This window comes from Nakamurella sp. (assembly GCF_044224575.1).
In the GTDB taxonomy this organism is placed as follows: domain Bacteria; phylum Actinomycetota; class Actinomycetes; order Mycobacteriales; family Nakamurellaceae; genus Nakamurella.
The window spans coordinates 62,568-82,915 of record NZ_JBGAKE010000007.1; the positions used below are offsets into that span (position 1 = coordinate 62,568).

The 20,348-nt window shown below is 73.2% G+C and carries 20 protein-coding genes; 5 read left to right on the forward strand and 15 right to left on the reverse strand.

All coding sequences use genetic code 11. The features are described 5' to 3' along the window. Positions 1–13: 13 nt before the first annotated feature. The 7 genes from ybeY to hrcA all read right to left on the reverse strand — a co-directional run bounded on the left by ybeY (position 14) and on the right by hrcA (position 6,148). Positions 14–586 carry an rRNA maturation RNase YbeY gene (gene ybeY, locus ACILSK_RS09815; RefSeq protein WP_395726967.1) on the reverse strand — a complete coding sequence of 191 codons (573 nt, stop codon included), beginning with the start codon at positions 584–586 and terminating at the stop codon, positions 14–16. Then, positions 583–1,635 (reverse strand): PhoH family protein, encoded by a 1,053-nt coding sequence (locus ACILSK_RS09820; protein ID WP_395727135.1) that lies wholly within the window; start codon positions 1,633–1,635, stop codon positions 583–585. Before ACILSK_RS09820 ends, ybeY begins: the two co-directional genes overlap by 4 nt. A gap of 258 nt (positions 1,636–1,893) precedes the next feature. Continuing rightward, positions 1,894–2,250: a histidine triad nucleotide-binding protein gene (locus tag ACILSK_RS09825; RefSeq protein ID WP_395726968.1), complete on the reverse strand. Its 357-nt coding sequence runs from the start codon at positions 2,248–2,250 to the stop codon at positions 1,894–1,896. A 103-nt stretch (positions 2,251–2,353) separates the two neighbouring features. After that, positions 2,354–3,142: an alpha/beta hydrolase gene (locus tag ACILSK_RS09830; protein WP_395726969.1), complete on the reverse strand. Its 789-nt coding sequence runs from the start codon at positions 3,140–3,142 to the stop codon at positions 2,354–2,356. Next, complete coding sequence (locus ACILSK_RS09835; protein ID WP_395727136.1) at positions 3,139–3,909, reverse strand: 16S rRNA (uracil(1498)-N(3))-methyltransferase; 771 nt, start codon at positions 3,907–3,909, stop codon at positions 3,139–3,141. The genes ACILSK_RS09830 and ACILSK_RS09835 overlap by 4 nt, the downstream gene beginning before the upstream one ends. A gap of 16 nt (positions 3,910–3,925) precedes the next feature. Beyond that, entirely contained in the window at positions 3,926–5,074 is a 1,149-nt protein-coding gene (gene dnaJ, locus ACILSK_RS09840) for a molecular chaperone DnaJ (RefSeq protein ID WP_395726970.1), read from the reverse strand. Positions 5,075–5,125: 51 nt separating this feature from the next. After that, positions 5,126–6,148 (reverse strand): heat-inducible transcriptional repressor HrcA, encoded by a 1,023-nt coding sequence (gene hrcA / locus ACILSK_RS09845; RefSeq protein WP_395726971.1) that lies wholly within the window; start codon positions 6,146–6,148, stop codon positions 5,126–5,128. A gap of 195 nt (positions 6,149–6,343) precedes the next feature. On the opposite strand from hrcA, the gene ACILSK_RS09850 reads away from it, so the two are divergent. After that, positions 6,344–6,694 (forward strand): type II toxin-antitoxin system VapB family antitoxin, encoded by a 351-nt coding sequence (locus ACILSK_RS09850; protein ID WP_395726972.1) that lies wholly within the window; start codon positions 6,344–6,346, stop codon positions 6,692–6,694. A gap of 109 nt (positions 6,695–6,803) precedes the next feature. Here ACILSK_RS09850 and hemW read toward each other — a convergent pair whose 3' ends face one another. After that, positions 6,804–8,021 carry a radical SAM family heme chaperone HemW gene (hemW, locus tag ACILSK_RS09855; protein ID WP_395726973.1) on the reverse strand — a complete coding sequence of 406 codons (1,218 nt, stop codon included), beginning with the start codon at positions 8,019–8,021 and terminating at the stop codon, positions 6,804–6,806. A gap of 87 nt (positions 8,022–8,108) precedes the next feature. Here hemW and ACILSK_RS09860 point away from each other — a divergent pair, with 87 nt between their 5' ends. Continuing rightward, a complete protein-coding gene (locus ACILSK_RS09860; protein WP_395726974.1) occupies positions 8,109–10,970 on the forward strand; it encodes an ExeM/NucH family extracellular endonuclease in 2,862 nt (953 codons plus the stop codon). Between the two features lie 99 nt (positions 10,971–11,069). On the opposite strand, the gene ACILSK_RS09865 is transcribed toward ACILSK_RS09860, so the two are convergent. Continuing rightward, the gene (locus tag ACILSK_RS09865) at positions 11,070–11,294 is read right to left on the reverse strand and encodes a hypothetical protein (RefSeq protein ID WP_395726975.1); all 225 of its coding nucleotides are present in this window, start codon (positions 11,292–11,294) and stop codon (positions 11,070–11,072) included. 41 nt (positions 11,295–11,335) lie between these two features. Between ACILSK_RS09865 and ACILSK_RS09870 the strand changes: the two genes are divergently transcribed. Together ACILSK_RS09870 and ACILSK_RS09875 are read left to right on the forward strand one after the other, a co-directional pair. Continuing rightward, positions 11,336–12,298, forward strand: a complete 963-nt coding sequence (locus ACILSK_RS09870; protein WP_395726976.1) for a zinc-binding dehydrogenase — start codon at positions 11,336–11,338, stop codon at positions 12,296–12,298. Positions 12,299–12,308: 10 nt separating this feature from the next. Beyond that, entirely contained in the window at positions 12,309–13,520 is a 1,212-nt protein-coding gene (locus tag ACILSK_RS09875) for an MFS transporter (protein WP_395726977.1), read from the forward strand. 17 nt (positions 13,521–13,537) lie between these two features. Here ACILSK_RS09875 and ACILSK_RS09880 read toward each other — a convergent pair whose 3' ends face one another. The 5 genes from ACILSK_RS09880 to ACILSK_RS09900 form a co-directional block, all read right to left on the reverse strand. Beyond that, positions 13,538–14,239 (reverse strand): sensor domain-containing protein, encoded by a 702-nt coding sequence (locus tag ACILSK_RS09880; RefSeq protein ID WP_395726978.1) that lies wholly within the window; start codon positions 14,237–14,239, stop codon positions 13,538–13,540. Between the two features lie 144 nt (positions 14,240–14,383). Continuing rightward, a complete protein-coding gene (locus tag ACILSK_RS09885) occupies positions 14,384–14,878 on the reverse strand; it encodes a hypothetical protein (protein ID WP_395726979.1) in 495 nt (164 codons plus the stop codon). Beyond that, positions 14,875–16,050, reverse strand: coding sequence for an FAD-dependent monooxygenase (locus tag ACILSK_RS09890; RefSeq protein WP_395726980.1), 1,176 nt, complete (start codon positions 16,048–16,050; stop codon positions 14,875–14,877). Before ACILSK_RS09890 ends, ACILSK_RS09885 begins: the two co-directional genes overlap by 4 nt. Continuing rightward, a complete protein-coding gene (locus tag ACILSK_RS09895; protein ID WP_395726981.1) occupies positions 16,047–16,838 on the reverse strand; it encodes an SDR family oxidoreductase in 792 nt (263 codons plus the stop codon). The genes ACILSK_RS09890 and ACILSK_RS09895 overlap by 4 nt, the downstream gene beginning before the upstream one ends. A gap of 63 nt (positions 16,839–16,901) precedes the next feature. Next, positions 16,902–17,825 (reverse strand): NAD-dependent epimerase/dehydratase family protein, encoded by a 924-nt coding sequence (locus ACILSK_RS09900; RefSeq protein ID WP_395726982.1) that lies wholly within the window; start codon positions 17,823–17,825, stop codon positions 16,902–16,904. Between the two features lie 87 nt (positions 17,826–17,912). Between ACILSK_RS09900 and ACILSK_RS09905 the strand changes: the two genes are divergently transcribed. Continuing rightward, positions 17,913–18,545: a TetR/AcrR family transcriptional regulator gene (locus ACILSK_RS09905; RefSeq protein ID WP_395726983.1), complete on the forward strand. Its 633-nt coding sequence runs from the start codon at positions 17,913–17,915 to the stop codon at positions 18,543–18,545. 37 nt (positions 18,546–18,582) lie between these two features. Here ACILSK_RS09905 and lepA read toward each other — a convergent pair whose 3' ends face one another. After that, positions 18,583–20,319, reverse strand: coding sequence for a translation elongation factor 4 (gene lepA / locus ACILSK_RS09910; RefSeq protein WP_395726984.1), 1,737 nt, complete (start codon positions 20,317–20,319; stop codon positions 18,583–18,585). Positions 20,320–20,348 lie beyond the last annotated feature (29 nt).

A 20,348-nucleotide genomic window follows, 5' to 3' on the forward strand; every position in this document is an offset into this window, starting at 1 on the left:
TCCACGACGGCGGTCAGCTCCGCCCGGTCGGTTCGGGATCGATCGGGGCGGGTTCGTCCGGGGCCAGGCCGACGGTATCCAGCACCGCCGCGTCGGCGGCGGCCAGCCGGGCCTTGCGGGCGGCGGTGGCCTGCCGCTCCCGCCAGGTGTCCAGCAGCTCGTTCTGCAGCCGGAACATCTCCCGTTCCTGCGCCGGCTCGGCATGGTCGTAACCCAGCAGATGCAGCACCCCATGCACGGTCAACAGGTGCAACTCGTCCTGCAGGGCATGGCCGGCCGCCTGCGCCTGCTCGGCCGCGACGGCCGGGCACAGCACGACGTCGCCGAGCAGCGCCGGGCCCGGACCGGACTCGTCGGGCCGCCGGGCCGTGTCCAACTCGTCCATCGGGAAGCTCATCACGTCGGTCGGACCGGGTTCGTCCATCCACTTGACGTGCAGCTCGGTCATCGCATCGACGTCCACCAGCAGGACCGACAACTCGGCCAGCGGGTTGATCCGCATCCGGTCCAGCACGTACCGGGCCACCGAGACCAGCTGGAACTCGTCCACCTCGTGGCCCGACTCGTTGGCCACCTCGATGGTCACTGGTCCCCCTCCGGGGCCTTGCGGTGCGCCGCCGACCGGCCCGATCGCTGGGTCGGTCGGCCCGATCGGCCGGGATGCCGACCGCGCTGCGGGTCCGGCGTGCTCCGGTTGTTGTCGTCGTCCCAGCGCTCGTAGGCGTCCACGATGTGCCCGACGAGCCGGTGCCGGACCACGTCACTTGAGGTGAGGGTGGCGAAGGCGATGTCGTCGACGTCGGCCAGGATCTCCCGGACGACCCGCAGTCCCGACTGCTGGCCGCCGGGCAGGTCCACCTGGGTGACGTCGCCGGTGACCACGATCTTGGAGCCGAAGCCGAGCCGGGTCAGGAACATCTTCATCTGCTCGGCCGTGGTGTTCTGCGCCTCGTCGAGAATGATGAACGCATCGTTGAGCGAGCGGCCCCGCATGTAGGCCAGCGGCGCGACCTCGATGGTCCCGGCGGACATCAGCCGCGGGATCGACTCGGGGTCGAGCATGTCGTGCAGCGCGTCGTACAGCGGCCGCAGGTAGGGGTCGATCTTGTCGGACAGGGTGCCGGGCAGGAAGCCCAGCCGCTCGCCCGCCTCGACCGCCGGCCGGGTCAGGATGATCCGGGTGACCTGCTTGGCCTGCAGGGCCTGCACGGCCTTGGCCATCGCCAGGTAGGTCTTCCCGGTGCCGGCCGGGCCGATCCCGAACACGATGGTGTGCGCGTCGATGGCGTCGACGTACCGCTTCTGGTTGACCGTCTTGGGCCGGATCGTGCGCCCGCGGCGGGACAGGATGTTCAGTCCGAGCACGGCGGACGGTGATTCGGCGGCCGATCCGCGGCCGCCGTCGGCGGCCGGCGCGGCGGCGAGCATGCCGATGGTGCGGCGGACCGTGTCCGGGGTGATCACCGAGCCGGCCTCCTGCAGGGCCAGCAACTCCCGCAGGGTGCGTTCGGCCAGCGCGACGTCGCCGGCCGCGCCCTTGAGGGTGATCCGGTTGCCGCGCACGTGGATGTCCGCGGCCAGCCCCTGCTCGAGCAGCCGGAGCAGGACGTCACGGGACCCCAGCAAGCCCATCATCTGCCGCTCGTCGGCGACGACGATGGTCGATTCGCCGGAACGGGCGGGGTTGTCCGGGTCGGTTCCTCGATCACCGGGGAGTTCACGGGAGAGGTCGCGTCCGCGAGGAAGGTCGGTCCGCGCCGCGGCCGACGGAGAATCCGGCACCTGGTGACTGCCTGCTTTCCCTTGCTCGGTATCCCTGGCGACCATTGCTTGATCGCCGCTCGATTCTATCGAGGCGACCGGGCGGGCGGGCGACCGGTTTGGCTTGGACCCTCAGCCGGGCGGCCAGGTCAGGTGCCGGGCGCCCAGCAGGTGCAGGTGGGCGTGGAACACCGTCTGGCCGGCGTCGGCCCCGGTGTTGGTGACGAGCCGGTACCCGGACCGGTCGATCCCCTCGGCCTGGGCCAGCGTGCGCGCCGTGAGGACGAGCGCGGCCAGCCCGGACGGATCGTCCGCGGCGACCTCCGCGGCGTTCTCGTAGTGCGTGGTCGGGATGACCAGGATGTGGGTCGGCGCCTGCGGATTGATGTCGCGGAACGCGACGACGTGGTCGTCCCGATGCACCACGTCGGCCGGGATGGCGCCGGCGACGATCTTGCAGAACAGGCAGTCGTCACTGGTGTAGGGCATGGCCGACACCATAGTTGGCCGAGCCGGCGTAGCCGTGGCGCAGTCAGGACGGGGCCCGGTCGGGGCGCACGACCAGACCGGAGCGCTGAGCGCCGGGACCGGATCAGACCATCCGCAGCACCTGGCTGCGGCACACGTCCCAGGCCGGGTGCCGGACGTCGATCAGTTCGAAGTGCCCGGTCCGGGGCAGCACGATCAGTGAGGCCGGGTCGCCGGCGCGCTGGGCCGCCTCGACGTACCGCTCGGACTGGGACAGCGGGACGGTGTCGTCGGCGTCGCCGTGCACCGCGACCACCCGGGCGCCGTCGCCGACGTGCGCGAGCGGGGATGCGTGGTGGTAACGCTGTGGCATGGACCGGGCCTCGCCCTCCATCAGCGCGGTGACCGCGCCGTTGCCCAGCCGTTCGATGGACGCGCCGACCAGGTCGAGCAGGCCCGCCTGGGCGACCGCGCCGACGATCGGCACGTGCGTCTCACCCGGTGCGACCGAGCCGGCGGTGCCGGCGCGCAGGGATCCGCGATGGGCCAGCCAGGCGGCCAGGTGCCCGCCGGCGGAGTGCCCGACGGCGGCGACCCGGTCGAGGGACAGCCGCCCGTCGGCGACGTCCTGCCCGGCCCCGGCCAGCGAATCGACCGCCCGGGAGACGTCGGCCAGCGTGGTCGGCCAGCCGCCGCCGTCGCCGACCCGCCGGTATTCGATCACGGCGGCGGCGACCCCGTACCGGGTCAGGTCGTAGCCGAGCGGTTCGGCCAGCTCCATGCCGTAGATGGAGCGCCAGTAGCCGCCGTGGATGACGACGACGACGGTGAGGTAGCGCCCGGATGGCAGGAACAGCCGGATCTTCTGACTGGGGTCCGGGCCGTAGGAGTAGTCGCGGATGTCGACCTTCATGTCCACCGTCCGGTCAGCACGCCGAGCGCGCCGAGGGCAACCGCACCGGCGGTCGAGGTCCGCAGCACCTGGGGACCGAGGCGCACCACGACGGCGCCCGCGGAGCCGAACACCGTGAGCTCCTCCTTGGTCAATCCCCCTTCCGGACCGACAATCAGTACCACGTCGCCGGCGTCCGGCAGGTCGGCCGCCGTCAGCGGTGTGACCGACGACTCGTGCAGGACCAGCGTCGTGGCCCCGGCGACCAGGTCCGCCACCTGCGCGGTGGTGGCGAGGTCGCGGACGCCCGGCACGAAGGGGCGGCGGGCCTGCTTGGCCGCCTCCCGGGCGGTGCCGCGCCAGCGCCGGACCCCCTTGTCGATCTGCTCCGGGGCGCGCCAGCGGGCGACGCAGCGCTGCGCCGCCCACGGGACGATGTGGTCGACGCCGGCCTCGGTGGCCAGCTCGACGGCCAACTCGCCGCGCTCCCCTTTCGGCAGGGCCTGCACCAGGGTCACCCGGACCGCCGGTGGATCGGCCCGCCGCGACGGCCCCACGTCCAGGGTCAGCTCGGCCCGACCGGCCGCGACGACGACGGCCGGCGCCAGCCCGCCGGCGCCGTCGGTGAGCACCACCGATTCCCCGACCCGCAGCCGGCGGACCGTGGCTGCGTGCCGGCCCTCGGGACCGTCCAGGACGAACGGGCCGGCCGGAGGCAGCCTGTCCACCAGGAAGAACGGCTCGCCCTGGCCACCGGGAAACGGGGCGTCGGACCGGTCGCCGGGCAGCGGGGTGTCGGACAGCTCAGCGCCCGGCGAAGGAGTCACGGATCCGGGAGAAGAACCCGCCGTTGTGCCCGCGCGACGCCAGCTCCGGCTGCTCCTCGCCGCGTAGCGTCGCCAGCTCCCGCAGCAGCTCAGCCTGCCGGCCGTCCACCCGGGTCGGCGTGACAACCTCGATGTGTACGTGCAGGTTCCCGACGCCGGTGCCCCGCAGCCGGGGCATGCCCTGACCGCGCATCGTCAGCACGGTCGCCGACTGGGTGCCGGGCTGGATGTCCAGGTCTTCCACGCCGTGCAGGGTTTGCAGGCCCATGGACGTGCCCAGTGCGGCGGCCGTCATCGGCACGTGCACGGTGCAGTGCAGGTCGATGCCGTCCCGCTGGAACCGCTCGTGCGGCTGCTCCTGCACCTCCACATACAGATCGCCCGGGGCGCCGCCGCCGGGGCCGACCTCGCCCTGGCCGGCCAGCCGCACCCGGATGCCGTCGCCGACCCCGGCCGGGATGTTCGCTCGGACGGTGCGCCGGCTGCGCACCCGGCCCTCGCCGTTGCACTGCAGGCACGGCTCGGGGATGACCTCGCCGAAGCCGCGGCAAACCGGGCAGGGCCGGGCGGTGACCACCTGGCCGAGCAGCGAACGCTGGATCTGCTGCACCTCGCCGGTGCCCTTGCACATGTCGCACGTCGCCGGGCGGGTGCCGTCGGCGCACCCCGAGCCATGGCAGGAGGTGCACAGGGTCGCGGTATCCACGGCGAGGTCCTTGGCCACGCCGGTGGCGCACTCCTCGAGGGTCAGCGTGATCGGGATCAGCGCGTCCTCACCCTGCCGGACGCGCGACCGGGGGCCGCGCGACCGGGTCGCACCGCCGCCGAAGAAGGCGTCCATGATGTCGCCAAGACCCATGCCGCCGAACGGATCACCCATGCCGCCGGGACCACCCGGGGCACCCTGCCCGCCGAGCGGGTCGCCGCCGAGGTCGACAACCTGGCGCTTGGCCGGGTCGGAGAGGACCTCGTAGGCCGCGGTGACGTCCTTGAACCGCTGCTGAGCGGCCGGATCAGGATTGACGTCGGGATGCAGTTCCCGGGCCAGCTTCCGGTAGGCGCGCTTGATCTCATCCTGCGACGCGTTCTTGGCCACGCCCAGCAGGCCGTAATAGTCCCGTGCCACCCTTTGCACCAGTTGCCTTCCCGCGAGCCGGGGCCCGCCACATGACGAGCCTTACCGCCCGGCGACGATCTCCCCGACGTACCGGGCGACCGCCCGGACCGCGGCCATCGTGCCCGGATAGTCCATCCGGGTCGGCCCGACGACGGCCAGCCCGCCCATCAGGGTCTGCCCGCTGCCGTAGCCCGCGGAGACCAGCGCCGACGAGGCGAGGTTGGCATCGTCGTTCTCGCTGCCGATCGACACCACCACCGCGTCCGGGGTCTCCAGGGCGGCCAGCAGCTTGAGCAGGGTGACCTGTTCGTCCAGCGCCTCGAGCACCCCGCGCAGCGTGGCCGGCTGATCGGCCCACGCGCCCGTGGCGTGCGAGGTGCCGGCCAGCACCAACCGCTCCTCCGGATGCTCGACCAGCGCGTCCAGCAGCACGTTCACCGACGGCAGCACCACGCTGCGCACGGCCGGGTCGACGTTCGAGGCGGTCTCGGTGACGGCGGCGGCGGCGTCGCCCAGCCGTCGGCCGACCACGTGCGAGGTGAACAGCGAGCGCAGCGAGAGCAACCCCGCGTCGGTGATGTCGACGTCCAGCTCGACCAGCCGTTGCTCCACCCGTCCGGTGTCGGTGATGACCACCAGCAGCAACCGGCGCAGGTCCAGGGCGACGACCTCGACGTGCCGGACGGATGACCGGGACAGCGTCGGGTACTGCACGAACGCGACCTGCCTGGTCAACTGGGCCAGCAACCGGACCGACCGGCGCAGCACGTCCTCCAGGTCGACGGCCTCGGACAGGAACGCCTGAATGGCCTTCTTCTCGCCCGACGACATCGGCTTGACCTGCGACAACCGGTCGACGAACAGCCGGTAGCCCTTGTCGGTGGGGATCCGGCCGGCCGACGTGTGCGGCTGGGCGATGTACCCCTCGTCCTCCAGCACGGCCATGTCGTTGCGGATCGTGGCCGGCGAGACGCCCAGCTGATGCCGGTCGACCAGGGACTTGGAACCGACCGGCTCATGGGTGGCGACGTAGTCGGCGACGATGGCGCGCAACACCTGGAAGCGTCTGTCGTCGGCCGACATGGTCACCTCCCGGGTGCGGTGGGTGCCATTTGGCACTCGGAAACTCCGTCTGCCAAGTGTAGTCGTCCCGGGTGCGCCGGTCGGCCTCGCGCGGGCGGCGCCCGCCGGAGTCCGCCGCGGCGCCGTCGCCGCCGGCGGCTACCCTGATGGCGAGCGGTGCGTCGGGACGATGCACGGGCAACGGAGGCCCAACGGATGATCTTCAAAGATGTTCGTGACGGCCGCCCGTACCCGGATCACGGACTGTCCACCCGGGAATGGGCGCGGATCCCGCCGCGCAAGGTGCGGATGGACGAGCTCATCACCACCAAACGCGAGCTGCGGTTGGACGCGTTGCTCGACGAGCAGTCGACCTTCTACGGGGATCTGTTCCCGCACGCGGTGTACTGGCAGGGGCAGCTCTACCTGGAGGACGGCCTGCACCGGGCCCTCCGGTCGGCGCTGCAGCAGCGGACCGTCATCCATGTCCGGGTGTTGGATCTGGATTCCCGGCAGGCCGGCGGCCCCGCCCCGGCGGCCGGCGCACCCGTCTCGCCGGCCTGGTAGCCCGCCCCCGCCTCCCGCCCTCGCCCCGGGCCCCGCCTGCCGGCCGAGTGTGCAGAAGGTGCCCCCAAACCGGGCGGATAAGGGCACCTTCTGCCCACTCGGCGGCCGGTCAGCCGAGCAGGTCGAGGGCGATCCCGTCGGCCAGCAGCCGGCCGGCCAGGGTGAGCCGGGCGGTGCCCGTCGCCAACGCGGCGGGGTCGAGCAGGCCCCGGTCGGCGGCCGACCGCGCCGCGTCCCGGCCGGCCGCGGGCAGCCGACCCACGGGCACCCCGGAGTCCAGGCGCAGCCGGAGCAACACGTCCTCGGCGGTGCGCTGCTCGCCGGTGAGCACTTCCCGGGCCTGCCCGGGGCTGACCCCGGCGGCCAGCCGCTGCGCGTAGGCGGCCGGGTGCTTGACGTTCCACCAGCGCACCCCGCCGACGTGCGAGTGGGCGCCCGGACCGATCCCCCACCAGTCCTGACCGGTCCAGTAGGCGAGGTTGTGCCGGCACCGGGCCGCGTCGGCGCGGGCCCAGTTGGACACCTCGTACCAGCCGAAACCGGCCCGCGTCAGCATCTTCTCGGCGAGCAGGTACCGGTCGGCCAGCACGTCCTCGTCCGGCGTCGGGAGCAGCCCGCGGTCGACCTGCCGGGCCAGCCGGGTGCCGGGCTCGACGATCAACGAATAGGCCGAGACGTGGTCGACGCCGGCGTCGATGACGGCCGTCAGGGAGTCGAGGAACTCGCGGTCGGTCTCCCCCGGGGTGCCGTAGATGAGGTCGAGGTTGACGTGCTCGAAGCCGGCCGCGCGGGCCCAGCGGACGACGTCCAGGGCCCGCCCCGGGGTGTGCGTGCGGTCCAGGAGCGTCAGCACGCGACGAGAGGTGGACTGCAGGCCCAGGCTGAGCCGGGTGAATCCCGCCCGCCGCAGGTCGGCCAACAGGTCGGGATCGGTCGACTCGGGATTGGCCTCGGTGCTCACCTCGGCGTCGGCGGCCAGTCCGAAGCGCTCCTCGATCGCCGCGAGGAGGTGGGTCAGCGGCCCGGCGCCGACCAGGGACGGGGTGCCGCCGCCGACGAAGACCGTCGTTACCGGCCGGTCGGGGCCGAGAACCTTCGCGGCCAGGTCGATCTCGGCCAGCGCGGCGTCCAGCCAGGACTGCGGGGAGGCGTCCGTGCCGAGTTCACCGGCGGTGTAGGTGTTGAAGTCGCAATAGCCGCAGCGGGTCGCACAGAACGGCACGTGCACGTAGAAGGACAGGGTGCGGCCGCCCGCCCCGCGGGCGGCGGAGGGGGGCAGCGACCCGTCCGGCGGCACCGGGTCGCCGTCGGGCAGCGTGGACGGCACGGTGAACAGTCTCGCGCACCGCGTTCATCGGATCGACCACTCCCGGGGGCTGTACGAACACGAAGGGTTCGCCCAGCGTCACAATTCGTGACCCGATCCTCCCGTCGGCTCCTGACTCTGTCGCTGGCCCTGCTCCTGGTGCCCGCGCTCACTCCCGCGATACCGGCCGGGGCGGCGGTGACGGCCCGGGCCGCCGCGCCGCCTGCGGCGTGGATCAACGAGATCCACTACGACAATGCCGGCACCGACGCCGGCGAGGCGGTCGAGGTGGCCGGGCCGGCCGGCACCGACCTGACCGGGTGGTCGGTCGTGCTCTACAACGGCAACGGCGGCGCGGCCTACGGCACGCTGCCGCTGACCGGCGCCCTGCCGGACCAGTCGGCCGGCCTGGGCACCGTGTCCGCGCCCGCGCCGGGCCTGCAGAACGGCGCCCCGGACGGCCTGGCCCTGGTCGACGCGACCGGCGCGACGGTGCAGTTCCTGTCCTACGAGGGCACGTTCATCGCGGTCGACGGGCCGGCCGCCGGCCGGGCGGCCACCGACATCGGGGTGGCCGAGGACGGCACCGCGACGGGCACATCGCTGCAGCTCACCGGCACCGGCCGCGGCCCGGCCGACTTCACCTGGACCACCGGGCCGGCCGGCTTCGGCACGGTCAACGCCGGGCAGGTCTACGGCGAGCCCGGCCCCGTCGACCCGCCGGCCGCGCCGTGCAGCGCCGACGTCCCGCTGACCACGGTGCCGCAGGTGCAGGGCGACGGCGGCACCACCCCGCTGGCCGGCCGGCGGGTCACCGTGCCGGCCGTGGTCACCGCGGTCGCCCCCGGGCTCGGCGGCTTCTACCTGCAGGACCCGGCCGGCGACACTGACCCCGGCAGATCGGACGGGGTGTTCGTCTTCGGCGGCACGCCGACCCCCGCGGTCGGCGATGCCGTTCAGGTCACCGGCACCGCCGGCGAATACACCGGCTCCGGCAGCTCGCAGACCCAGCTCGCCGGCTCGCCGACGGTGCAGGTCTGTTCGGCCGGATCACCGCTGCCCGACCCGGTCCCGGTCACCTTCCCGCTGGCCGCGGTCACCGACCTGGAGCGGTACGAGGGCATGCGGGTGGCCCTGCCGCAGCCGATGGTGATCAGCGAGTACTTCAACTACGACCGGTTCGGCGAGGTGGTGCTCGGCCTGCCCCAGGACGGGCAGTCCCGGCTGTTCACCCCGACCGCGGTCGCCGACCCGGGCCCGCCGGCGCAGGCCCTGGCCGCCGACAATGCGCTGCGCCGGATCACCCTGGACGACGGTTCCACCACGCAGAATCCCGCCGTCCTGCGGCATCCCGGCAACGGCGAGCCGTTCGGCCTGACCAACCGGTTCCGCGGCGGCGACACGCTGACCGGGGTGACCGGGGTCGTCGATGAGACCTTCGGCACCTACCGCATCCAGCCGACCGCACCCGCGAGCTACACCCCCGCCAATCCCCGCCCGGCCGCGCCGCCGGCCGTCGGCGGTTCGGTGAAGGTGGCCGGACTGAACGTCCTCAACTACTTCCTGACGCTGGACGACGGCACCGTGGCCGGCCGGATCTGCGGGCCGGCACGCAACCAGGAATGCCGCGGCGCCGATGCCGACCAGCCGGCTGAACTCGGCCGGCAACGGGCCAAGATCCTGGCCGCGGTCGGCGGGCTCGACGCCGATGTGGTCGGACTGCTGGAGCTGGAGAACACCCCGGGGGTCGACCCGGTCGGCGACCTGGTGAACGGGCTCAACGGCTGGGCCGGCGCCGCCCCGTACGCGGCGATCGACACCGAGGTCCTTGGCGGCGACGCGATCCGGGTCGGCCTGATCTACCGGCCGTCCGCGGTCACCCCGGTCGGCCCGTCCCGGGTGCTCGACTCGTCCGTCGACCCACGCTTCGACGACACCCGCAACCGGCCGGTGCTGGTGCAGACCTTCCAGACCGCGGCCGGCGGCCGTTTCACCGTGGCCGTCGCCCACCTCAAGTCCAAGGGCAGCGCGTGCGGCACCGACGACCCGGACACCGGTGACGGGCAGGGCAACTGCACCCGCACCCGGACGGCCGCGGCGCAGGCACTGGCCGGCTTCCTGGCCGCCGACCCGACCGGCAGCGGCGATCCGGACCGGCTGATCATCGGCGACCTGAACTCCTACGACCACGAGGATCCGATCCGCGCGCTGGCGGCCGCCGGGTACACCGACCAGATCAAGCGGTTCGGCGGCGAGCTCGCCTACAGCTACGTCTTCGACGGGCAGGCCGGCTACCTGGACCACGTGCTGGCCTCCGCGTCCCTGTCCGGCCAGGTCGCCGGCGCCGGCGAGTGGCACATCAACGCCGACGAGCCGGACGTGCTGGACTACGACACGTCGTTCAAGCCGGCCGCGCAGGACGCGTTGTACGCGCCCGACGCCTTCCGGGCGTCCGATCACGACCCGTCCCTGGCCGGCCTGGACCTGACCAGGGCGACCGCCGCCGGCTGCTACGGCCCGGCCCAGCGGGTCGCCGCGTACGCTCCCGGCCCGGCCGGCGCGGGCCGGCCGGTGGATCGCAACGACCCGACCGCGGCGCTGGGCACCTCCGCGTCCGACCGGGGCCCGCGGGACGCGGTGTCGCTGGGTCTGGGCGGTCAGCTCACCCTGGAGTTCACCCGGCCGGTGCAGAACCTGCCCGGTCAGGATCTGCCGGTGCTGCCCGGGTTCCCGCGGCTGGTCACCGACCTGGCCGACCGGGCGCGGGTGTCCGCATCCGCCGACGGGACAACGTGGGTCGACCTGGGCCCCGTGCGGGGCTACGCGATCGGGTCGTTCGACCTGGGCTCGCTCACCACGGCCCGGTTCATCCGGGTGACCGACGCGACCGCACGACTGCCCTGGCCGCTGCACCTGGTGCAGGACGGGTACGACCTGGACGGCATGGATATCCGGGCCGGCTGCGCCTGAGCGGTCAGCGCAACACGGCCACCAGGATGGCCACCAGCACGAGGGCGACCAGCGCAATCGTCATCCAGCGCCGGGTGACCTCCGGCAGCGGGCGGCGGCTCACTGGACAACCGTCTCGCTGGGCTGCGCCGGCGCGGCACCCCGATCGCCGTCGCGGCGCGAGTGCCACGCCAGCACGCCGTCCACCGCGCGGTCAATCAGCCCGGCGAGCAGGTAACACAGCGGCCCGAGCACGGCCAGCAGCACGATCACCTGCACCCAATAGGACACCCCGGCGATCCACGACTCGACCGCGTCGACGACGTCGAGCACGGTCTGCCACATGACCAGCAGGGTACGCAGGCCGGGCCAATAGGGTGAGCGGCATGCTCGCCGTCTACGCCGACGCCCCGCACCCCGACGATCCGCTGGCCGGGGTGGTGGTGGGTGAGCGACCGGAACCCCAGGCGCCCGACGGCTGGACCCGGGTGGCGGTCCGGGCCGCCTCCCTGAACCGGCACGACCTGTGGACGCTGCGCGGCGTCGGGATCAAGCCGGACCGGTTCCCGATGATCCTGGGTTGTGACGGCGCCGGCGTCACCGACGACGGGCGGGACGTGGTGATCTACCCGATCATCGGCTCACCGGGGTGGAGCGGGGACGAGACGGTCGACCCGCAGCGGCACATGCTCACCGAACAGGAGCAGGGCACCTTCGCCGAGTCGGTCGTCGTGCCCGCCCGGAACGCGCTCCCGCTGCCGCCGTCGATGACGCACGAGACCGCGTCGGTGCTGGGCACCACCTACCTCACCGCCTACCGGATGCTGGTCACCCGCAGCGGGCTGCCGGCCGGGTCGACGATCCTGGTGCAGGGCGCCACCGGCGGCGTGTCCACGGCGCTGATCCAACTGGGCCGGGTGCTGGGTCTGCGGGTCTGGGCGACGTCGCGGACCGAGGCCGGCCGCGCCCGGGCCGCCGATCTGGGCGCGCACGCGGTGTTCGAGACCGGCGCGCGGCTGCCCGACCGGGTGGACGGCGTCTTCGAATCCGTCGGCAAGCAGACCTGGGCGCATTCCATGCGGGCGGTGCGGCCCGGCGGGGTCGTCGTTTGCTGCGGCGCGACCAGCGGCTTCGACCCGTCGGCCGACCTGCAGCGGCTGTTCTTCCTGCAGATCTCGGTGATCGGCTCGACGATGGGCACCCTGGACGAGATGCGCCGGCTCATCGCGTTGTGCGACGCCACCGGCCTGGTCCCGGTGGTCGACCGGACCTACCCGCTGGCGGAGGGCGCGCAGGCGCTGCGCGATCTGGAGGAAGGTGGCCCGGGCAAGCTCGTGCTCGTGCCCTGACCCGGACCCGATGACCCCCCGATTCGCCCCGCTGATCGGGGTGCTGGCGGCGACAGCATGCTCGGTCACCGCGAACAGCATCGTCGCGATCGCGGTGCCCTGGCTGGTGCTGGAACGCACCGGCAGCGCCGCGCTGGCCGGGCTGGCCGGGGCCGCCGCGATCGCCCCGATCGTGGTCGCCGCGGTGTTCGGCGGGGCGCTGATCGACCGGATCGGCAAGCGGCGCACCTCGATCATCGCGGACGTGCTCAGCGCCTCGGCCGTCGCCGCGTTGCCGATCGCCGACGCGACCGTCGGGCTCGGGGTCGGCCTGGTGCTGGTGCTCGTGGCGGTCGGCGCAGTGTTCGACTCGCCGGGGGCGGCGGCGCGGGAGGCGTTGCGCCCGGACGTCGCCCGGGCGGCCGGGGTGCCGTTGGCCCGGGTGAACGCCTGGGGGGAAGTGGCCGAGAACACCGGCTACCTGGCCGGTCCGGCGCTGGCCGGATTGCTGCTGGTGGTGGTCGGCGGGTTCGGCACGGTGTGGGTGGCGGTGGGCCTGTTCCTGCTCGCGGTGGCCGTCACGGCGGTGCTGGTGCCCGCGCACCTGTCCGTCCGGCCGGAGCCCGAGCCGTACCTGCGGTCGGTGTGGGCCGGCGTGCGGTTCCTGCTGGGCGACCGGACGCTGCGGGCGATCACCCTGACCGCCGCGGTGATCTGGCTGTTCCTGCTGCCGTTCGAGACCGTCGTGCTCAACGCCTACCTGAACGAGTCCGGCCAGGTGGTGGCGTTCGGGGTGATCCTGGCGGCGTACGCCGGAGGGGCCATCGGCGGCGCGCTGGCCTACGGGGCGGTCGCGCACCGGGTGCCGACGCGGGTCGCGTTGGTCGTCGCGTTGGCGCTGGCGGGCCTGTCACTGGGGGCCTTCGCGCTGCTGCCGTCGGTGCCGGTCATGGTGGCCCTGGCGCTGGTCGCCGGTGTCGTCACCGGGCCGATCAACCCGCTGTGCGCGGTGATCGTGCAGTCCCGGACCCCGGAGCGGTTCCGCGGCCGGGTGATCGGCTCGTACACCGCGCTGGCCCTGGCCGCCGGCCCGCTCGGGCTGCTCGCCTTCGGTCCGCTGGTCGACACCTACGGTCCGGCCGCCGGGTTCGCCGCGATCGGCGGCGGGCTCGGGCTGGCGGCGGTGGTCGCCGGGCTGGCGCGAGGGTTGCGCGGGTTGGGCCGGCCGCCGCGGCACGCCTGACCGGCGCCGACCGACCGCTACCGGGCCCATCCGCCCAGCAGGCTGACGATCAGGATGCGGTCCACGGTGGTGAGGAACCCGACCACCCGCGGCGCGCACCACAGCATCCCCAGACCGACCAGGGCATAGGCGATCATCGCCGGCCAGGTGTCGATGAAGAAGCCCGGCCAGAGCTCGGCGCCGCGGTGCATCGCCCCGTCGGCGCCGATCTCCGCGGGCAGCCAGAGCCGCCAGGCCGGGTAGGTGACCGCACCCAGCCCGGCGCTGTAGAACGCGACGGCGACGGAGAAGGTCAGCGGGGCCAGCACGATCTTGATGCAGAAGTACGCGACCGCCCGCCAGTGCGCCGGGTCCCGCAGCACCGCCCCGATCGCGGCGATCGGGCCGGGGCGTCGCGGCGTGGCCCAGTCCGGTGCCGTGGTCGGCAGGTCGAGCAGGGCGTCGGCCAGCGACCGCTGGACCAGCCCGCCGAACCGGGCCGCCAGCAGGGCCAACACGACGATCAGGACGCCGACATAGATGACCGCGAGGCCGATGCCGACCGCCAGCAGCGTGATGACCAGGACGAAGAACGCGATCGCCGGGGCGAGATCGACGACGGCGTAGACGAGTTCGGCCCACGCCCGGGGTGAGGTCAGGCCCGGTGGGCGGCCGCGGTCGATCCGGTCGGTGCGGTCCGCCGGCGGGAATGCGGCGTGCTGAGCGGCGGTAGTGGTCATGTATCGATCGTTCGCCTCGCCGCGGCCGCGGCCCAGCGGGCAGGGGTGCCGGCCCGGGTAGGGCTAGGCCCACCCTCGGCTCAGCCGGGCCCACCCGTTCTTGCTCGTCCATCGGGGATCGTGACGTCGAGGCGCTCGGCCGGATCACCGGTCTGACGAACCGGGCATACCGTCCGGCAAGACGGCGTCGCCCGGTGCGCGCCGATCGGCGGCAGGCCGCTGCGCCGGGATGAGCACGACGGCCAGCGCGACCAGGATGCTGGCCACCTGACTGACCACGTTGAGCCACTGGTCGAGCGGGCCGTACACCCGCAGATGCGTGACGTGGTAGGCGAAGTGGATGACGGAGAACACCAGCCAGGCCAGTCCGGCCAGGCGCGCCTGACCGGGGCTCCCGGTGATCGCGGCGACCAGCGCGATCACCGCCAGGGCCAGGAACATCGCGCCGACGTCCCGGATCAGGTGCTCGTTGAACGGGCCGTCGACGGCCACCCAGGCGGGCCGGATGGCCGGGAAGTCACCGTAGAACGACTCCGGCAGCACCGCCGCCCAGATTCCCGGCACCAGGCCGAAGAACATGCCGAGGACGACGAGCAGCAGGCGGGTGATGGGACGGCTGCGCGGGCGGTCGCCGCTCATCGGGCACCCCCGTTGACGACCGGCCGGGCCGGGGCGGGCGGCGCCCAGCGCTGCACCGCCAATGCGCTCCGGGCGGCCGCGCCGGGCGGGGTGAGCCGCAGCCCGGCGTCCCGCAGCCGGCTGACGACCGGTCCGTGGGCCTGCAGCACCCGACCGAGAATGCCGGCCTGCCGGGCGATCCGTTGGGTCCGGGGTCGGCGCAACCGGTCGTACTCGGCCAGTGCCGCGTCGATGCCGGCCGGTCCGGCCGGCCGGCTCAGCAGCGCGACCAGGGTGGCCGCGTCCTCCAATGCCTGGTTGCCGCCCTGCCCGAGATTGGGCGTCATCGCATGCGCGGCGTCGCCGAGCAGCACGCACCGTCCCCGACGGTACGTCGGCAGCCGGCCGGCCAGCTCCTCGATGGGCAGGCCGTGGATGCTTTCGGGCGGGGTCGACTCGATGAGTTCGCGGATCGGCGGGTGCCAGCCGGCGAATTGCCGCGCGACGATCGCCGGCCCGTCGGGCACCGGTGCGTCCCGCGGCTGGGAAACGACGGCGAACCAGTAGACCCGGCCGTCGGCCAGCGGTGCGATGCCGAACCGGAGGCCGCGGCCGACAGTTTCCCCGGAGCCGGAAGAGACGTCGACCGGCCGGTCGGTGACGCCGCGCCAGGCGACATAGCCGGCATAGCGGACGCCCGGATCGCCGGGCCGGCCGGCGCGGATCCGGCTGCGGATGCCGTCGGCGGCCACCACGACGTCGAACGTCTCGATCGTGTCGTCGACCTCGACGCTCCGGCCGTCGGCCGAGACGCCGCGCACCGCCCGACCGGTGCGCACGGTGCCGGGCGCCAGCGCCGCCAGCAGGATCCGCTGCAGGTCGGCGCGGTGCACCACCGCCACCGTCTCGGTCGCCGCCCGCGGCAGCCGGACCAGCCACCGCCCGTCCGGCCGGCGCTGCCCGGCGGGGGTGGTGACACCGAGTTCGCCGGCGACGGCGCCGATCTCACGGGCCGCGTCTCCCATCCCCAGCGCGGCCAGGGCGGCCAGCCCGTTGCCGAACAGCGAGATCCCGGACCCGCTGACCGCCGGCCTCTCGGACCGTTCGACCACCGTGACGTCCACGCCCGTGCGTTGCAGACCGACGGCGGTGGCCAGCCCGCCGATGCCGCCGCCGACGATGCCGACCTTCATCGCCTCTCTCCCGCCGCTGGTTCCGAACGGATCAGCTGCGGCCCGCGGGTGCGGGCCAGCCACTGCTCGAAGGTCTCGGTCCCCCGCGGGCCGGGTCCGGACGGCAGCAGCGCGCCCCGGGCGGCCGCGGTGGCCGCCGTGCCCAGCGCCGGCAGCTCCCACACCGCCCGGTGGGAGCCGCGGGACCGGGCCAGCCGACGGACCAGGTCGGCCATCCGGCGCTCCTCGGGTCCGGCGATCTCCGGGGCGCGCCCGATCGCCGGTCCGCCGGCCAACGCGACCAGGTGCTCGGCCACCTCGCGGGCGGCGACCGGCCGGCTCAGCATGTTCGGCACGATCGCCGCCGGGCCGGGCAGCAGGTCCAGCAGCTGGCCGGCGAACTCGTGGAACTGCGTCGCCCGCAGGATCGTCCACGGAACCTCGCCACGGGTGACCACCTCCTCCTGACGCAGTTTGCCGGCGTAGTACCCGGTATCCACCCGGTCGATCCCGACGATGGACAGCGCGACGTGGTGCCGGACGCCGGCCCGCCGCTCGGCCCGGGCCAGGGTGGCGGCGGCCGTGCCGAAGAAGTCGACCGCCCGGCGGCGGCGCTGGGTGCCGACGTTGACCACGTCGATCACCGCGTCGACGCCGGTCAGCGCCGCGTCCAGCCCCGCGCCGGTGAGCACATCGACCCCGGCCGACCGGGCCACCACCACGGGTTCCCGGCCGGCGGCCCGAATGGCGTCCACCACCAGCCGGCCGATCAGGCCGGTCCCGCCGGCCACGGCAAGTCTGTCGTTCATGTCAGCTCCTGGAGTTGGATCGGGTGTTGCAGGTTTCGCAGTCACGGGACACCGGCCGGCTGCTCACCGTGACGCCAGCACCGAACGCACGCCGTCGGCGTAGGGCGTCGGGGTGATGCCGAAGGTGTCGGCCGCGGCGGTGCCGTCGACCACGAAGGGCTGCTCGAACTGGTAGATCAGCGACGCCGCTTCGCGAGCCAGGGGAAGCGCGGCGCCCAGGGCGCGCAGCTGCCCGCGGGTGATGGCGGCCACCGCCGCCTTGCGCCCGACCTGCTCGGCCGCGAGGGTGATCAGCTCCCGCCCGGTGGTGGCGCCGGGGTGCGGAACGTGCCAGATCCGGTGATCGGCGCGATCGTGCCGGCCGACCGCGGCGACGGTGCGGGCGAAGTCGTCGACGTAGGTCGGGGTGATCGGCAGGTCGGGCGCGCCGAACCAGCGGGCGGTCCGGCCCCGGCGGATGGCGCCGAACACGGTGCCGGCGATCATCGAACGGGCGCCCGGCCCGTACAGCTCGCCGGCCCGGACGATGGAGAGCCGGATCCGACCGTCGGCCGCGGCGTGCTCGAACCGCTCGGCCAGCCAGGCGCGCAGGACGCCGTGCCGGCTGACCGGCCGGTAGGGCAGGTCCGGCGTCATCGGGCCGGCAACCTTGCCGTACATCCAGGTGTCGTCGGCATAGACGATGCGCGCGCCGGTCGCCGCGCCCGCGGTGATGATCGCGTCGGTCAGCGGGGGAAAGTCGCTGTGCCATCTGGTGATCGGCGGCATCGCACAGTGGTGGATCGCGACCGCCCCGGTCGTGACGGCCGACAGTGCGACCGGATCGGCGGCGTCCGCCGCGACCGGCTCGGCCCGCGGATCACCGACGGACCGCCCGTTCCGGGTGACCGCCCGAACCCGGCAGCCGGCCGCCACCAGGTGCCGGACGACCAGCCGACCGGTCACCCCGGCCGCTCCCACCACCACATGCAGATTCTGCCCACTCATCGCTGCGCTCCCTGAGCCGCTACATATGTAGCACTACGTTTGTAGCGGATACACTACACCCGTAGTGCACGACGTCAAGGGGGTTCGATGCCCGTCATCACCGACCGACCGGTGGTCCTGGCCGATGCCGCGATCGGCCTGATCGCCGGCGGCGGCATCCGCGCCCTGACCCACCGCGCGGTCGACGCCGCGGCCGGGGTGCCGCCCGGCACGACGTCCTACCATTTCCGGACCCGGCGAGAGCTGTTGCGGGGCGTGCTGGTTCGGATCGCCCAGATCAATGCCGAGCGCCTGGCCCGGCTGCCCGGACCGCCGACCGACTCCGGCGGGGCCCCGGCCACCCGGGCCGCGCGGCTGGCCGAAGCCGATCAGCTGGCCACCCGGGTCGCGGTGTTCGTCGACGGGCAGCTCGGTGAGCACCGGGACCGCACCCTGGCCCGGATGGCCTGCGAGATCGAGGTGGCATCCGACCCCGACCTGCGCGAGATCCTGCACGCCGGTGGAATCTTCCGCACCTTGGCGATCGGCGCGGTCACCCGGCTGGGCGCGACCGATCCGCCCCGGTCGGCCGACGGGCTGATCGCCCTGCTCGACGGCCTGCAGTACGACCGGCTCGTCGGGGTGGGTTCGCTGACCGCGGCACCGGCCGGCACGCAGGAGTCGCGGGCCGAGATCGCCGCAGTGGTGCGGAGTTACCTGGCCGGGTTGGTGCCGGCCTGAGGGTCAGCCGGCCCCAGCCACCTGCGGCGAGCAGTGACTACTTCTTCGCGTCCTTGCCGGCAGCGGGCGACGAGTCGGTGGACAGTGCGGCGATGAAGGCCTCCTGCGGCACCTCGACCCGGCCGACCATCTTCATCCGCTTCTTGCCCTCCTTCTGCTTCTCCAGCAGCTTGCGCTTGCGGGTGATGTCGCCGCCGTAGCACTTGGCCAGCACGTCCTTGCGCATCGCCCGGATGGTTTCCCGGGCAATGACTCTCGACCCGACGGCGGCCTGGATGGGCACCTCGAACTGCTGCCGCGGGATCAGCTCCCGCAGCTTGGCCGTCATCGACACCCCGTAGGCGTAGGCGGAGTCCTTGTGCACGATGGCCGAGAACGCGTCGACCGCCTCGCCCTGCAGCAGGATGTCGACCTTGACCAGGTCGGCCTCCTGCATCCCGATCTCCTCGTAGTCCAGCGACGCGTACCCGCGGGTGCGGGACTTCAGCGCGTCGAAGAAGTCGAAGATGATCTCCCCCAGCGGCATCGTGTACCGCAGCTCGACCCGGGTCTCGGACAGGTAGTCCATGCCGCCCAACGATCCCCGCCGGGACTGGCACAGTTCCATGATCGTGCCGATGTACTCGCTCGGGCTGATGATCGTGCACCGCACGATGGGCTCGACCACGTCGTGGATCTTGCCGGCCGGCCAGTCGCTCGGATTGGTGACGACGTGCGCGGTGTGGTCCTCCATCGTCACCCGGTAAACCACGTTCGGCGTCGTGGAGATCAGGTCGAGCCCGAACTCCCGCTCCAACCGATCGCGGGTGATCTCCATGTGCAGCAGCCCGAGATAGCCGCAGCGGTACCCGAAGCCGAGCGCCGCCGACGTCTCCGGCTCGTAGGTCAGCGCGGCGTCGTTGAGCCGCAGCTTGTCCAGCGCGTCCCGCAGCAGCGGGTAGTCCGAGCCGTCCAACGGGTAGAGCCCGGAGTAGACCATCGGCCGCGGATCGCGATACCCGCCGAGCGGGACCGTCGCGCCCTTGGCCGCCGAGGTGATGGTGTCGCCGACCTTGGACTGCCGGACGTCCTTGACCCCGGTGATCAGGTAGCCGACCTCACCGACCCCCAGACCCCGGGTGGGGATCGGTTCGGGCGAAATGACGCCGACCTCGAGCAGCTCGTGCACCGCCTTGGTCGACATCATCTGGATGCGTTCGCGCGGGGTGATCTTGCCGTCGATGACCCGGATGTAGGTGATGACGCCGCGGTAGATGTCGTAGACCGAGTCGAAGATCATCTCGAGCAGCTCGTGCACCGCCTTGGTCGACATCATCTGGATGCGTTCGCGCGGGGTGATCTTGCCGTCGATGACCCGGATGTAGGTGATGACGCCGCGGTAGATGTCGTAGACCGAGTCGAAGATCATCGCCCGGGCCGGCGCGTCCGCGTCGCCGACCGGGGGCGGGATCTCGGCGACGACCTTGTCCAGCAGTTCCTTGACGCCGGCGCCGGTCTTGCCGGAGACCCGCAGCACGTCGTCCGGCGAGCCACCGATGATGTGCGCGATCTCCTCGGCGTACCGCTCCGGCTGGGCGGCCGGCAGGTCGATCTTGTTCAGCACCGGGATGACGTGCAGGTCGTTCTCCAGGGCCAGGTACAGGTTGGCCAGGGTCTGCGCCTCGATGCCCTGCGCGGCGTCGACCAGCAGCACGGCCCCCTCGCAGGCGGCCAGCGAGCGGGAGACCTCGTAGGTGAAGTCGACGTGGCCCGGGGTGTCGATCAGGTTCAGCACGTGGTCCTGCGGCTTGCCGTCCGGACTGC

Excerpts from the sequence above, each read along its gene's own strand:
- ACILSK_RS09875 (WP_395726977.1), top strand. The coding sequence starts at position 12,309 with ATGACCCCCCGATTCGCCCCGCTGATCGGGGTGCTGGCGGCGACAGCA.
- ACILSK_RS09820 (WP_395727135.1), bottom strand. The coding sequence starts at position 1,635 with ATGATGGGCTTGCTGGGGTCCCGTGACGTCCTGCTCCGGCTGCTCGAG.
- ACILSK_RS09870 (WP_395726976.1), top strand. The coding sequence starts at position 11,336 with ATGCTCGCCGTCTACGCCGACGCCCCGCACCCCGACGATCCGCTGGCC.
- ACILSK_RS09885 (WP_395726979.1), bottom strand. The coding sequence starts at position 14,878 with ATGAGCGGCGACCGCCCGCGCAGCCGTCCCATCACCCGCCTGCTGCTC.
- ACILSK_RS09900 (WP_395726982.1), bottom strand. The coding sequence starts at position 17,825 with ATGAGTGGGCAGAATCTGCATGTGGTGGTGGGAGCGGCCGGGGTGACC.
- ACILSK_RS09890 (WP_395726980.1), bottom strand. The coding sequence starts at position 16,050 with ATGAAGGTCGGCATCGTCGGCGGCGGCATCGGCGGGCTGGCCACCGCC.
- ACILSK_RS09895 (WP_395726981.1), bottom strand. The coding sequence starts at position 16,838 with ATGAACGACAGACTTGCCGTGGCCGGCGGGACCGGCCTGATCGGCCGG.
- ACILSK_RS09825 (WP_395726968.1), bottom strand. The coding sequence starts at position 2,250 with ATGCCCTACACCAGTGACGACTGCCTGTTCTGCAAGATCGTCGCCGGC.
- ACILSK_RS09830 (WP_395726969.1), bottom strand. The coding sequence starts at position 3,142 with ATGAAGGTCGACATCCGCGACTACTCCTACGGCCCGGACCCCAGTCAG.
- ACILSK_RS09865 (WP_395726975.1), bottom strand. The coding sequence starts at position 11,294 with ATGTGGCAGACCGTGCTCGACGTCGTCGACGCGGTCGAGTCGTGGATC.
- ACILSK_RS09880 (WP_395726978.1), bottom strand. The coding sequence starts at position 14,239 with ATGACCACTACCGCCGCTCAGCACGCCGCATTCCCGCCGGCGGACCGC.
- ACILSK_RS09905 (WP_395726983.1), top strand. The coding sequence starts at position 17,913 with ATGCCCGTCATCACCGACCGACCGGTGGTCCTGGCCGATGCCGCGATC.
- ACILSK_RS09850 (WP_395726972.1), top strand. The coding sequence starts at position 6,344 with ATGATCTTCAAAGATGTTCGTGACGGCCGCCCGTACCCGGATCACGGA.
- hrcA (WP_395726971.1), bottom strand. The coding sequence starts at position 6,148 with ATGTCGGCCGACGACAGACGCTTCCAGGTGTTGCGCGCCATCGTCGCC.